Consider the following 13,444-nt stretch of genomic DNA (forward strand, 5'->3'; position numbering starts at 1 on the left):
GCAATTGTAAAAAACCCAGAATTGAACGTTAATAGATGATAAGTTAAAAACAAGTATAAGGGAAGAATCACCATTAATCGACCTAAAAAAATTCATAGGACAATTTCTGAGTAAAACAGTGTCCCAATTATCATTGGGACACTGTTTTTCACCCTTTTACGTGATCAGAGAAGAATTGTTTAAGTTTTATATTCCGAAAATCCGAATACTCTGAATTACCGACAAGATTATTCCTGTTTCTACAGCCATTTTAAACCTTAATCCTGCACTATTTCCTATATAGTCCAGCAATTAAATACCATAATCCTTGGGTAATACGGTATGGTCTGAGTAAAAAAACTGAACCATCTACCAAATATGGCGTTCCAAAAATATCAATATCTTTAGCTTCCCGTGTATTTGTATGACTTCCTTTATTAAAATAATCCACTAGGTCTACAACTACATGGGCAAAACCACATTACTTTTCAAAAGCAAAATAATTTCTATCCAGCAAATGAATGTACAGCCCTAATCCAAGTTTCATGAATACGTTGATCTTATGGATTTATAAATTACACCATACTACGTGCAATTAATTATCCCCGGCATAATCCCTGGATAATTTTATAACAGCGCCCCTTGTATTTTTTATTATTGGAAATAGATTCCAATTGTTATCGTCAACCTGCTCCAACTGCCAGTCTCTTTCCGGTTTTACCAAAAGTTTTTTTATATCCCTCGGAAAGGTATTTGCTTCCCGGGCTTCTTGCCAAGTTCTAATCACCTTAAAAATGTCAAATTTCTGTGGACAACTCTCCACATCGTTTTGATTTAGCTTTAAACTAAATGTCATACCCATTCCACAGGATACGGCCATAATGTGCTCGTATTGTTCAGCTGTAGAACTGGCCGTAATTGGAAAATTACCACCAACACCAACGGGGAAAAAGTTTGCATATGTAACATCCCTTAAATCTTTACCTTGACTTGTTGAACTTCCCCATTCCCTAGTATCCAAATCATATAGGTTGTTACCTCCACCAACATTCCAGATGCTCTGGTAGTGCCATGAGCCTTCGGATAGGGTTGCTCCGGTAAAACGAATGGGAGGAATTCCATGTGACTCAGCCCTTTCGAACATTTTTCGAAAAAAGCGCTTGGCCGAGTAATAACCATGCCCATTATTGAATAAAAACTCCTGTCCATCAAAATCGTAATAGCCAAGACCATTTATTTTGCATACGTCGGCGTAATATTCTGCAATTTCATCCTGTAGTGCCAGATTTGGAATCAGCCCGTCATACCCATAATTAATTGTTACTTGTAGTTTATAAATGGTATCATTTTCTTGGTGGTTGGTGGGAGCTGTGTCCCAATAGCCACGCTTTACATTTAAAAGTCGGTATGGTTCCTCTTTGGAAATACCCAAATAATGGATTAGCTCCTTCCCTATTTTTACCATATTCAGGTTTTCGGCATGGCCTTCCCAACTGGCAATCTCATCCATATATTTTGGGTCGTCCACAATTATAATAGTATCGGTTGGACTGATGCCTTTCACCAACAAGCGTTTTTGCTGATAACACAAACTATCGCTTGGAACGGGACTGGCATCTTTGGTACCAGGAGCCAGTGCTGTGCTAATAGGTGTTCTTCCGATAGAAATTCCGTATTTTGCGGCCATAACCGCATATTCTTTGTGAGACACATTGCCTGAAGTTAAACGTATTGGTTTCTTTTCAAAATTAAAACCATCCAAATATCCCTTATTACCGCGATCTGCACGAACAAATCCTTGGTCATATAAACTAATGGTTTTAAAACCAAGTTGGTGGGTGTACGAAATAATACTATCATATAACTTGCCGTAAGTAAGTACATCAGGTACAAAGGCAGTAGGATCTTTGACCCATTTATCCTTGATGGTAGGGTATGGCAGGTTTTCTTCCTTTACTATGTCGTGAATAACATCCATAAGTGCTGTATGATCTGGGCTCCCCCATAATGCTACCGATGACCCAATATAATCCACCCCAGGTATCGGTTCAACATCAATATGATTGGGAATGTTAGCAGGCATATTGGGAATTAGTGAAAAATACACTTCCCTTTTTTTAGTCCTATCCCTTGAATTATATGTAATGGATATTCTTCCCTTATCATCTACTTCAGCAGCATTGCCGTACACAATCCTATAATAGGGCTCCTTATGGGCGTAAAAGGCCACATCACTGATTCCATTACCACCCAGGGTAAAAACCTGTCCTTCATGAAGGTCCATGGGCAATGGGTATTGGATAGTATCAGGGGAGTGAATGACATATTGAAAAGGGGCCGCGTCGGCAATGGTCCTTGAAGTTCCGCCAAGGGTATTGTCGTTAAGGGCGAGCATCCCTATGGCATAATTGATAGTTTCACTAGTGTCACGTGCCACCCCAATAATTTCTCCAAAAAGATTGGTAATATTGGTATGGATGGAACCCCACTGCACTCCCTCAATATCCTCGCGGTTAGTCAATGAAAGTAGGGTAAATTTAAGGTACTTGTCCTTGGGCTCAACCTTGATCTCAGCTACGGAATTATTGGGATAGGTTAGCTTTATAGTGTTTTCAGACTTGTTATATTTTGCACTTTGTGGCTCGTAAATGGTATCTAGCTTACTATTATACAAGGACAACAAAGATGATGTCTTATCAGACGGACTTAATTCCCGAGCTTGTTGCTTTGTAATATCCTTTAGGCTATAAATGCGCCCTTGGGCATTCAAACTTACCTCCAAATACTTGGTCTTAAAATTGGTTTGGGCATTATTGGAACAACTTAAGAATAAAATCAAAAAGGGTATTAAAAGGATACTACCTCTATTATTGAACAAAATGGAATGAATCCTTTTACAATAAAGAAAGCTAATACTCTGGTTTACAAAACTGAAGCTCATTTGTTTCATTTTTTACTGAAAACTTAATATTACACTGGGCAAAATCTATTTTGTCCCTCACACTATGGCCCACTGCGAATAGGCATTGGCAGGGATTGTGACATTCACTTTTATTTCATATTCCCAATTTCTATGTCATACCTTCATTTTTAATTGCCCCCAATTTATCACCTTTTCCACGAAAAGCTACACACAAGTATAAGGAAAGTATCACCACTAATCGACCTAAAAAATTACTTAGGACAATTTCTGATAAAAACAACGGCCCAATTATTATTGGGACAATTAATTTTCCAAGTGCCAGAGGCCATTATTGGAAGGAAGAATGTAGCATTAAAACTGAATCATTGGGAACCAACACCAATATCCCATTAAATGACATATGTCATATTATGTTAATTATTACCGCCTGAATTTTGCCTCGGAAAAATCAACCAAAGCAATTATGAAACTAAAGAAACCTCTTCAAATTCTTTTATTTATCCTTTTATGCAGTCAAGCCCAGGCACAGTTGACAATAGATGCCGAATTACGTCCAAGGTTCGAATATAGACATGGCTTTAAAACCCTATTCCCTGATAATGAAGACCCAGCCGCCTTTGTTTCACAACGGACCAGACTGAATACCAATTATGAAATTGACAAACTGACCTTCTACCTGAGTCTACAGGATGTCCGGATCTGGGGTGATGTACCTCAACTTAACAGCTCGGATAAAAATGGGGTCGGAATACATCAGGCATGGGGGGAAATTCAGCTAGATCCAAATTTTTTCCTGAAGGTGGGACGACAAGAAATTATTTATGACGACCACCGAATTTTTGGAGATGTAGGTTGGGCCCAGCAGGCCAGAAGTCACGATGCCGCCCGCCTGGAATATAAAAATTCCAGCTTCAATTTGGATCTGGGCTTTGCTTTTAACCAAAGTGATGAAAATTTAACCGGCACTACCTTGACCACCCCAGGAACTTATAAAAGCATACAATATTTGTGGGCCCATAATGAATGGAACAAATTCTCGGCAAGTTTTCTTTTCTTAAACAATGGTCTGCAATATATTGATGGTATCAATCCCGACAACCACGAAACCAGGTTTAGCCAAACGCTCGGAACCCATTTAAATTATAAGGCCAATAATTTGAAGTTGACCTCAAATCTCTATTACCAATTCGGTAAGGACATAGCCAACAATGATTTAAGTGGATTTCTCCTATCTCTTGAGGGCAACTATACAGTTACAGCTAAATCCACATTGGGACTTGGGGTGGAACTATTAAGCGGTAATGACAATGGATTACCTTCCAGCCAAGAAAACAAAGCTTTTAACCCCTTTTATGGAACCAATCATAAGTTTAACGGACTCATGGATTATTTCTACGTCGGGAACCACACCAGCAGCGTAGGGCTTTTGGATATTTACGCCAATGCCAAGGTGGTGTTGAATGAGAAATCCAATTTAAATATTGCTATTCACAACTTCTCAGCTGCAGCAGAAATAGGACCAAACAGTGAAAAGCAATTGGGGTCTGAACTGGATATCGCATACGGATATAAACTTCAAAAAGAAATAGGTATCAATGCAGGATATTCACATCTTTTTGCCTCTCAAGGCATGGAAACCATAAAAGGTAACTCCGATGGGAATACCAATAATTGGGGTTGGATAATGCTGACCATAAACCCTGTTTTGTTTACAAATAAGGATTAATCCAAAGAAAAACTTAACCCAAGAACGATGTTTCCCGACATAATTTATCCATTTGAACGAAATTCTACAATATGACAGTTATCATGTTTTTGTAGCAGTTTCAAAACTATTTTTGCCTGAATTAAAGACCTGAAAATCCTTTATTATTTCAATAAGCAACCTAAACAAATCATTATGAATTCAAAATTGACAAAAAAAATATTCCTCTCCCTAATTATGGCTGTAGGAATGGGCAGTCTTATCCTCTCATGTGCAAAAAAGGAAAAGATAGTTTATGAAGACGCTGCTGATATTCCTGCTAATCGTGAAATGATTGCAGAATTAACATCCCCTCCCAATGTACCAACCCCAGTTGGTAAAAGAAAGGCCAAAAAACTTATAGTGGATATGGAAATATTGGAACAGGAAGGTGAAATGACCAACGGTGTTCGATATATATATTGGACTTTTGGAGGTACGGTACCGGGAAGCTTTATAAGAACAAGGGTTGGTGACGAAGTAGAATTTCACCTAAAAAATCACCCTGAAAACAAATTGCCCCACAATATCGACTTACATGCCGTTACTGGTCCCGGTGGTGGTGCAGAGTCCTCCTTTGTAGCCCCTGGCCACGAGAAAGTATTCTCATTTAAAACTCTAAACCCCGGGTTGTATGTTTACCACTGCGCAACAGCACCTGTAGGAATGCATATTGCCAACGGTATGTATGGTTTAATATTGGTAGAACCCGAAGGAGGTTTACCATTGGTAGATAAAGAATATTACATTATGCAAGGCGACTTTTACACTAAAGGATCGAACGGTGAACGAGGTTTGCAGCCTTTTGATATGCAAAAAGCAGTTGATGAAAAGGCAGATTATGTAGTATTTAATGGGAAAATGGGAGCCTTGACAGGGGATAATGCCATTACTGCGAAGGTAGGAGAAACAGTACGCCTGTTCGTTGGCAACGGTGGACCAAACCTAGTATCATCCTTTCATGTTATTGGTGAAATCTTCGACAAGGTACATGTTGAAGGTGGCGATTTGATCAATGAAAATGTACAAACTACCCTAATCCCAGCTGGCGGAGCCGCCATTGTAGAATTCAAGGTAGATGTTCCGGGAACATTTATACTGGTAGACCATTCCATTTTCAGGGCCTTTAACAAGGGAGCATTGGGTATGTTAAAAGTAGAAGGCGAAAAAAACAAGACTATCTATTCAGGAGAACTTGAAGACGGTATTTACCAACCTGAAGGTAGTGGTATTCAAAAAATGCCTTCGAACAACGGCGTTGTGGAATCTGAAATTCCGGCCAAATCCATGGAGGAAAAGATGGAATTTGGAAAAGCGACCTATATGCAGACCTGTTTTGCCTGTCACCAAGGAGAGGGCCAGGGTATTGCCAATGCATTTCCACCTTTGGCAAAATCGGACTACCTTAATGCCGATGTTAATCGCTCCATTGATATAGTATTACACGGAAAAACAGGTGAAATAACCGTAAACGGACAAAAATACAATAGTGTTATGACAGCACAGACCTTATCAGATGAAGAGGTTGCCAATGTACTTACCTATGTGTACAATAGTTGGGGCAATTCCAAAAAGGACGTAACTCCGGCTATGGTTAAAAGTGTAAGAAATAAATAGAATCAATCCAAATTAAAAAATGATATTGAGTCCCTTTTTTAAAGTAGCTTTTACACTGATAGGAATCATAGCAGTAAATATTGTTTCTGCCCAATCAGAGCATATGGTTACCGTTAAAGGAGGGACTTATATTCCCCTATATGGTGTAGATTCAACAGCGGTCACCGTAGAGGAGTTTTCGATGGACGTATACCCGGTAACGAATAAGGAGTATTTAAAGTTTGTACAGGAATATCCCGAATGGAAAAAAAGTACGGTTAAGCGATTGTTTGCCGACGGCAATTATTTAGTGAATTGGGAAAGTGATGAATCCTTTGGAAATCAATTGGCCGACGATGCAGCGGTTACCAACGTTTCTTGGTTTGCCGCCAGGAAATATTGCGAATGCCAAGGAAAAAGGTTACCAACTGTTGATGAGTGGGAATATGCCGCAATGGCCGATAAAAGCAATCCAGATGCGCGTAAAAAAGAGTCCTATAATCAGCTAATTCTAGATTGGTACGAAGCTCCAAAAACATTTAACAATGCTATAGGTTCCACTTTTAAAAATTACTGGGGCATTTATGACCTTCACGGCCTTGTATGGGAATGGACGATGGACTTTAATTCCGTTTTAATCTCCGGTGAATCCAGAAAGGATGTAGACAAGGATAGTAATCTTTTTTGTGGAAGCGCTGCAGTTGGAGCGTCGGACTTAATGAACTATGCCGCTTTTATGCGCTATGCTTTTAGAGGCAGTCTAAAAGCTAATTATGCCATAAGGAATTTAGGATTCCGATGTGTAAAGACCAATGGATCCAACAATAAAAACCTAACTTACTAAGGATATGAAGAAAATTTTCAATGCCGGATTGCTATGCCTTTTGGTCGTTAATCTTATAGGGTGCAATACAAAAAATTCAACCAAAACAACAGCAGAAAAATACCAGTGCCCCATGCATTGCGAGGGAGACAAGACCTATGACCAGCCCGATAAATGTAGTGTTTGTAAAATGGATCTTCAGCTACTGGCCAAGAACAACAAAAAGGAGGGTGAAATCTCAGAGTTATCCATTTATAATCTCCCATCCAAATGGACCAATCAAAACAATGCGGAAATACAGTTAAAGGCGCTGAAAGGAGATGTATTGGTCATGGTCATGATCTACACCTCTTGTCAGACGGCATGCCCTAGATTGGTTGCAGACATGCGAGGTATAGAAGAACAAATCCCCGCGGACAAAAAGGACCAGGTTACCCTTGTTTTTGTTAGCATAGACCCTGAAACAGATACACCACAGCGTTTAAAGGAATTTGCCAAGGAAAACCAAATGGACTCTAAAAAATGGGTGTTTCTAAGAGGTTCGGAAGCGGACACACGTGAATTTTCAGCAGTACTGGCGGTCAACTACAAGAAAATATCTCCCATGGATTTTTCACATTCCAACATCATAAGCGTTTTTGATCAGGAAGGGGAATTGGCCTATCAACAAGAAGGCTTGGGAGTAAACAATAAAGAAACTGTATCCAAAATTATAGAATTGGTGCAGTAAACTTCCGTTGTATTATCGACATTTTGTTTTTATCTGCACTTAGCGTTAAAAAATAACCTCCAATTATACGATTAATATTATGGTCATAAACACCAATAAAAACAGTACCAGGCTTGTCTGCCAAAAGGAGTTTGCCCTTTTGAGTTCCATGAAATAAAAGGCTACTGCCATAAATTTCAAAAAGGCCAATCCCAGGATGGCCAATGCCACATATTGAAAGTTGGAACCCGCCATAAATGCGGAGGTCAAGGTAAACAGCATCAAAAATACCCAAGTAATAAAAAAAGTGTTTTTCATACTTTCAACTTAATAAATTAAATAGATAATTGGGAACAGCAGTAGCCAAATTAAATCGCACATATGCCAAAATGCAGCACTTGCCTCAACATCCTCCAATTCTAAATTCTGTGGATTTCTGGACATACTGTGCAGTACCGTCCATAAAATTATTAAGCCTACAACCACGTGCACCACATGAAATAGGGTCAACATCCAATAATAGGTGAAAAATGTATTGTAGGACAGAATTAGCCCTGCTTCAATTTTATCCCAATATTCCAATCCCTTCAAAATCAGAAACAGTACTCCGCCAAGCATCGTTAATTTCAGAAAGAATGATGCTCTATGAATGTTTTTCTCCTTTAACAATTGAACTGTTCTCGCCATAAAAAAGCCACTGGTCAACAGAAATATGGTATTTATAGCCCCAAAGGTAGGATTTAGGAGTATTCTGGAGGCATGAAACACTTCCGGCTCTTGTCGGCCAGAAATCGTCATAAAAATAAGTGCTATGCCAAAGGTAAACAGTTCCAAAAAAATAATGATCCACATTAAAATTCCCCCTGGAGGATAATAAACGTTTTTTGGGTTTATTGTAGGTGTGTCCATAATATTAACGTTGGTGTTTTATTTTTTCATACAGCTTTACCAAAGACTGTAGCAATTCTACCGGAGTAGTCAAAATTTGATAGTGGTTTTGCCCGAACATCTGTGGCAAATAATATTTAGCCTGGGCCTCTATGGCCAGGGCATAGGAATTGATATTGCGTTGATTAAGTTCCCTTAGTGCCTGTTTAACGTCATTGACACCGTATTGCCCTTCGTATTTATCATAATCGTTGGGTTTTCCATCCGAGATTAGGATAACCCATTTGTTTTTGCTGTCCCGCTTGTCCATCAAGGCACCGGAATGTCTTAGGGCCGCCCCAATACGAGTGTATCCAGAGGGTTCTACCGCCCCTATTTTGTGTTTGGCCCTGTTCCAATCCTCATCAAAATCCTTTAAGCCTAAATACGTTGTATAATTCCTGGTTTTGGAGTAAAAGCTGTTGATGGAAAAATCAACTCCAAATTCGTTCAGTATTTCGCCGAAAATAATGGATACCTGTTTCTCCACATCAATAACCTTATTCCCCGCGGCATAGCCATCGCTGGAAAGACTTATGTCCAAAAGAATCAATATGGAAAGGTCCTTTTCCTTTTTTCGATTGGATAAATAAATTTTTTCAGAAGGCGTCTTTTTGGAATGTATATCCACAAAAAGATCCGTAATGGCATCCAGATCAAACTCATCTCCCTGTGTTTGTCTTCTTTGTTGTTGGTATTTATTATTTACCGAAGTCAACATTTTTCGCAATCCCAACAAGGTGGAAGCATTATTTTGAAGCGTATTTTTATAATATGTACTGTCCTGCTTTATTTGCGCCTTAGGGTATACCTTGCAATAATTGGGCTTATAGGCATGCTTCGAAAAATTCCATTCATCATAGGCTATATGAAATTCCTTGGAGTCCAATTCCACACTTTCCGAGACATTTGTATTCTCCATAAAATCGGCCTGATAAATGGAATGCACGGGATCGTCTACCCGAACCGTATGTTTCATATTTAAGTCTTCCAGAGCGTTGGAGTGGTCGTCCAGTTCATCCTCGCCATCAAAATCGCGCCAGCCACCCTCCCATTCCTCCGCAGTTTCCACCTTTTCAAAATTATGTAACAGAACGTAATCCTCTTGGGCCTTTTTATCAATTTCCAATGTGGTGACCTCCTCTACCGCATTGGCCTTTAAAATAGTATTTATCTCTTCTTGTATAGCCTTTTTGGCCAATTCTGAAATATTTTTCAGAACTTCATCAGAGACTAACTCAGCCTCATTACACATCCATTTCCCATAAATAAAGGAATAATCCGTAGGTTTTTTTTCCGTTTTAAAGGATTCAAAATGCGATGTAAGTTCCTGATGAATGGTAACGGACATCGGAAACTCTTTAAACACAATTGGCAATACTTCTTTTGCCGCCAAATAGGCGTTTTCCCTTGCCATTTCCAAGGTATGCTCCTCCGCCTTTTCAAAATTGGATTCCAAGTTTTTCTGGACCGATAAATACACAATCCGAAAAAGGTAAAATGCTTTGTTCTGAATTTCTGAAGGAAATTCCGCAAATCGTCCCGGAAGAAAAAAACTATTGTTTTTATAGCCACCCTCACGTTCCGCTTCAAAAATTTCTATTGGTTTGCCTGTAATTGCCCTAGCAAAAATGGCAAGTCGAGGTTTAATATCATTTAACCTAACGGCATGCCCTTCAGCCGCAAGAAATTTCTTTTTACGACGTTTAAGGAATCCTGCTACTTTACTAAATAAGTATTCATCCGGTTCAAACATAGGAACGATAATTCTTGATTGGAAAGTGGCAATTGCGTTAAATCATTAGGTCACATAAATCAGCTAGCGATTCAGTTATCTCAAGATCATCGGTGAGGGGCTCTACAACGGCTACCCTGACGGCCAAGCGTTTTGGCAAACCGGAATGGATCAATTTGGCCGCATCCACCAACAATCGCGTAGATACAGTTTCAGTAAGGCCCAATTCTGTTAAATTGCGAATTTTATTGGCAATATTTACCAGTTTTTTGGCAACGGACATCTCCAGATCGGTTTCATTCACCAATATTTCCGCCTCATCTTTTGGACTGGGATAATTAAAGGATAGGGCTACAAAGCGCTGTCGTGTCGACGGTTTCAATTCCTTAAATCCTTTTTGGTACCCTGGGTTAAAGGAAGCGACCAACATAAAATCCTTATCGGCTTTTATGGTTTCCCCCAACTTATCCAAATACAATTCCTTCCTATGGTCGGTAAGGGAGTGTATTGCCACGATTACATCTGGTCTGGCCTCCGCAATCTCATCCATATATAATATTGCCCCTTGCTTTACTGCCCTGGTCAAAGGTCCATCCAACCAAACAGTTTCCGCACCCTTGATTATAAAACGACCAATTAGATCGGTAGAGGAGGTTTCTTCATGACAGGAGATAGTGAAAAGTGGTCTATTAAGCTGATGGGCCATGTACTCCACAAAACGGGTTTTCCCGGTGCCTGTAGGTCCTTTTAAGAGGATTGGTATCTTACATTTATAGGCTTGAACAAAAACATCAACTTCTTTTGCTATTGGTCTATAAAAGGGAATATCGTCTCCTAAAAACGGCATATCGGTCTGTGATTTTGTCAAGGAGTTTTGGGTTAAAGTATTCATGTTAATTTATTTAATTAAGAAGGCCTAAAAAGTCAGGGGAACGGGGGGTATCGATGTATAGCCAAAACTAATATCATCAATTTCTTCTTAGGCCTTTTTTAAATATTTCGTATTATTAATTTTTAATAGTTTCCAAAGCTTCATCACTTGGTCTACCATGCTTTATAAAGTCAATTATGTACAATACAATTCCAGTGGTAAACAAAGTGGCACATAGGAGCAGCACCACAAAGTGAATGCTTATTTCATTTTGCACCTCCATGAATTCCATTTTTAACTTACGTTCCAAATAAACCTGTACCACTCCTGCAACACCAAAGGCCACGGTCATACCCAACATACCTATATTGGATAACCAAAACGCAGCTCTACCTCTTACACTTTCGTACAGTTTCCTGCCGGTTAAATTGGGCAATGAATAACTAATTATGGCTAGAACGATCATGGCATAGGCACCCCAGAAGGCGTAATGTCCATGCATTGCGGTTACTAGGGTACCATGGGTGTAAAGATTGGTTTGAGGCAAGGTATGGGCAAAACCCAATAGTCCGGCCCCTATAAAAGATACAATGGCAGAGCCCAAGGTCCAGAATAAGGCAAGGGTATTGGGATGTTTCTTTTCACCTTTTCTGTACATATTCACTGCAAATAAGGCCATTGCCAAGAATGCAAGAGGTTCCAAAGCGGAGAAAATACCCCCAACTACCAACCAAATTTTGTTTACCCCTATATAATAATAGTGGTGTCCTGTTCCCAACACCCCTGAAAGGAAGGTAAGTCCAACGATAACATACAGCCATTTTTCTATGACCTCCCTATCAACCCCAGTTAGTTTGATCAATAAAAAGGAGAGGATACCACCCATAATGAGCTCCCAAACACCTTCTACCCACAAATGAACCACCCACCAGCGAAAAAATGAATCTGTAACCTGACTATCAAATGGCAACATTCCCGGAAGGTATAATAAGGCCGCAAACAACAATCCCATGGATAAAACCAAAGCGGTTGTGGTCTTGCGCTTCCCTTTAAAGAGCGTTGTCAAAATCAATCCTAAAAACAACAAAACATTGATTACCACCAAATAATCCAATTGCCTGGGAATTTCAAGGAACTTACGGCCTTCCCACCAATTAAAATGATAGCCAACTATTGCAGTGACCCCCACAATGGCCAGGGAAATTAACTGTACATACGCCAATTTAACATTGACCAATTCCCGCTGCGCTTCCTCGGGAATAATATAGTAGGCCGCGCCCATAAAACCTGACAGGAGCCACACGACCAAAAGGTTGGTATGTACTGCCCTGGCGGTATTAAAAGGTATAAAATCGTGAAGACCATCCAAACCAATGCGCGCAAAGCCCATTACAAAACCATAGGTAATCTGTAAAACTAATAGCAGCATTGAGAATGCAAAAAACCAATAGGCCACTTTTTGTGATTTATATTTCATCTGTTTAAATTTAAATTGAATTAGTTGGTGAAGTTTATTTGCCAAATTCATTTCTGCGAATCCCAAAAATGAGTAAATGCGGTTCATTACATATTTCGATTAATCCTACTTATCATCTTTTGACAATGGTGATACTACCCTATCAAAACCGTTAAGATCTATATCATCTATCCAGTCAAAAAATGCGATCAGATCTGCAGCTTCCTCCTCTGAGAATCCGTAGGCCACCATTTTTCTCCCATTGGGTTCCCAAGGGATTGGGGACATCAATACAGCCTTGACATAACCAGGACCTCTGCGGTCCAATACCTTTGTCAATTCAGGGGCATAATATCCCCCTTCTCCTAAAATGGTATGGCATCCCATACAATTATTGGATTCCCATAAATCTTTCCCTCTAACTACCTGCTCGGTGATTGCGGCATGGTTGGTTTGGTCTTGGGGATCACTAAAGGAATAAATAGTCAAACCTATAAATGCCAGGAATGTGACCAGAGTGCCTCCCAAGAAAAAGGCTCGTGCTTGTTTTTTAGATAACATAATTTAGTTGGTTAAATTAATATTTTAAGACCTTTTTGTATTAAATACAAAATAAATGCATCACAAGATTTCAAAACATGATTTATGTCATGTTATAAGTATTATTTTATCACTTTATTC

11 protein-coding genes are annotated in these 13,444 nt (G+C 39.4%); 4 read left to right on the top strand and 7 right to left on the bottom strand.

Features of this window, described 5'->3' with window-relative positions; genetic code table 11:
* Positions 1 to 574: 574 nt before the first annotated feature.
* Entirely contained in the window at positions 575 to 2,920 is a 2,346-nt protein-coding gene (locus CWD91_RS18975; RefSeq protein ID WP_205164662.1) for a hypothetical protein, read from the bottom strand.
* Positions 2,921 to 3,365: 445 nt separating this feature from the next.
* Here CWD91_RS18975 and CWD91_RS18980 point away from each other — a divergent pair, with 445 nt between their 5' ends.
* The 4 genes from CWD91_RS18980 (at position 3,366) to CWD91_RS18995 (ending at position 7,795) form a co-directional block, all read left to right on the top strand.
* Positions 3,366 to 4,628, top strand: coding sequence for an alginate export family protein (locus CWD91_RS18980; protein ID WP_103442661.1), 1,263 nt, complete (start codon positions 3,366 to 3,368; stop codon positions 4,626 to 4,628).
* 228 nt (positions 4,629 to 4,856) lie between these two features.
* Positions 4,857 to 6,263: a copper-containing nitrite reductase gene (gene nirK, locus CWD91_RS18985; RefSeq protein ID WP_394335738.1), complete on the top strand. Its 1,407-nt coding sequence runs from the start codon at positions 4,857 to 4,859 to the stop codon at positions 6,261 to 6,263.
* Positions 6,264 to 6,282: 19 nt separating this feature from the next.
* Positions 6,283 to 7,086 (top strand): formylglycine-generating enzyme family protein, encoded by an 804-nt coding sequence (locus CWD91_RS18990; protein WP_394335735.1) that lies wholly within the window; start codon positions 6,283 to 6,285, stop codon positions 7,084 to 7,086.
* A gap of 4 nt (positions 7,087 to 7,090) precedes the next feature.
* Positions 7,091 to 7,795 carry an SCO family protein gene (locus CWD91_RS18995; RefSeq protein ID WP_239985869.1) on the top strand — a complete coding sequence of 235 codons (705 nt, stop codon included), beginning with the start codon at positions 7,091 to 7,093 and terminating at the stop codon, positions 7,793 to 7,795.
* Between the two features lie 63 nt (positions 7,796 to 7,858).
* On the opposite strand, the gene CWD91_RS19000 is transcribed toward CWD91_RS18995, so the two are convergent.
* The 6 genes from CWD91_RS19000 to CWD91_RS19025 form a co-directional block, all read right to left on the bottom strand.
* Positions 7,859 to 8,092: a cytochrome C oxidase subunit IV family protein gene (locus tag CWD91_RS19000; protein ID WP_103442559.1), complete on the bottom strand. Its 234-nt coding sequence runs from the start codon at positions 8,090 to 8,092 to the stop codon at positions 7,859 to 7,861.
* A gap of 9 nt (positions 8,093 to 8,101) precedes the next feature.
* Positions 8,102 to 8,683: a cytochrome c oxidase subunit 3 gene (locus CWD91_RS19005; RefSeq protein WP_103442560.1), complete on the bottom strand. Its 582-nt coding sequence runs from the start codon at positions 8,681 to 8,683 to the stop codon at positions 8,102 to 8,104.
* 4 nt (positions 8,684 to 8,687) lie between these two features.
* Positions 8,688 to 10,457, bottom strand: a complete 1,770-nt coding sequence (locus tag CWD91_RS19010; RefSeq protein ID WP_103442561.1) for a nitric oxide reductase activation protein NorD — start codon at positions 10,455 to 10,457, stop codon at positions 8,688 to 8,690.
* A 37-nt stretch (positions 10,458 to 10,494) separates the two neighbouring features.
* Positions 10,495 to 11,328 (bottom strand): CbbQ/NirQ/NorQ/GpvN family protein, encoded by an 834-nt coding sequence (locus CWD91_RS19015; protein ID WP_205164663.1) that lies wholly within the window; start codon positions 11,326 to 11,328, stop codon positions 10,495 to 10,497.
* 115 nt (positions 11,329 to 11,443) lie between these two features.
* Positions 11,444 to 12,784 carry a cbb3-type cytochrome c oxidase subunit I gene (locus CWD91_RS19020; protein ID WP_103442665.1) on the bottom strand — a complete coding sequence of 447 codons (1,341 nt, stop codon included), beginning with the start codon at positions 12,782 to 12,784 and terminating at the stop codon, positions 11,444 to 11,446.
* A gap of 105 nt (positions 12,785 to 12,889) precedes the next feature.
* On the bottom strand, positions 12,890 to 13,324 hold the full coding sequence (locus tag CWD91_RS19025) for a c-type cytochrome (RefSeq protein WP_103442562.1): 435 nt from the start codon (positions 13,322 to 13,324) through the stop codon (positions 12,890 to 12,892).
* Positions 13,325 to 13,444: the final 120 nt, after the last annotated feature.

It is taken from the genome of Arenibacter hampyeongensis, from assembly GCF_002909255.1.
Classification (GTDB): Bacteria; Bacteroidota; Bacteroidia; order Flavobacteriales; family Flavobacteriaceae; genus Arenibacter; species Arenibacter hampyeongensis.

Excerpts from the sequence above, each read along its gene's own strand:
- CWD91_RS18975 (WP_205164662.1), bottom strand. The coding sequence starts at position 2,920 with ATGAGCTTCAGTTTTGTAAACCAGAGTATTAGCTTTCTTTATTGTAAA.
- CWD91_RS18980 (WP_103442661.1), top strand. The coding sequence starts at position 3,366 with ATGAAACTAAAGAAACCTCTTCAAATTCTTTTATTTATCCTTTTATGC.
- nirK (WP_394335738.1), top strand. The coding sequence starts at position 4,857 with ATGGGCAGTCTTATCCTCTCATGTGCAAAAAAGGAAAAGATAGTTTAT.
- CWD91_RS18990 (WP_394335735.1), top strand. The coding sequence starts at position 6,283 with ATGATATTGAGTCCCTTTTTTAAAGTAGCTTTTACACTGATAGGAATC.
- CWD91_RS18995 (WP_239985869.1), top strand. The coding sequence starts at position 7,091 with ATGAAGAAAATTTTCAATGCCGGATTGCTATGCCTTTTGGTCGTTAAT.
- CWD91_RS19000 (WP_103442559.1), bottom strand. The coding sequence starts at position 8,092 with ATGAAAAACACTTTTTTTATTACTTGGGTATTTTTGATGCTGTTTACC.
- CWD91_RS19005 (WP_103442560.1), bottom strand. The coding sequence starts at position 8,683 with ATGGACACACCTACAATAAACCCAAAAAACGTTTATTATCCTCCAGGG.
- CWD91_RS19010 (WP_103442561.1), bottom strand. The coding sequence starts at position 10,457 with ATGTTTGAACCGGATGAATACTTATTTAGTAAAGTAGCAGGATTCCTT.
- CWD91_RS19015 (WP_205164663.1), bottom strand. The coding sequence starts at position 11,328 with ATGAATACTTTAACCCAAAACTCCTTGACAAAATCACAGACCGATATG.
- CWD91_RS19020 (WP_103442665.1), bottom strand. The coding sequence starts at position 12,784 with ATGAAATATAAATCACAAAAAGTGGCCTATTGGTTTTTTGCATTCTCA.
- CWD91_RS19025 (WP_103442562.1), bottom strand. The coding sequence starts at position 13,324 with ATGTTATCTAAAAAACAAGCACGAGCCTTTTTCTTGGGAGGCACTCTG.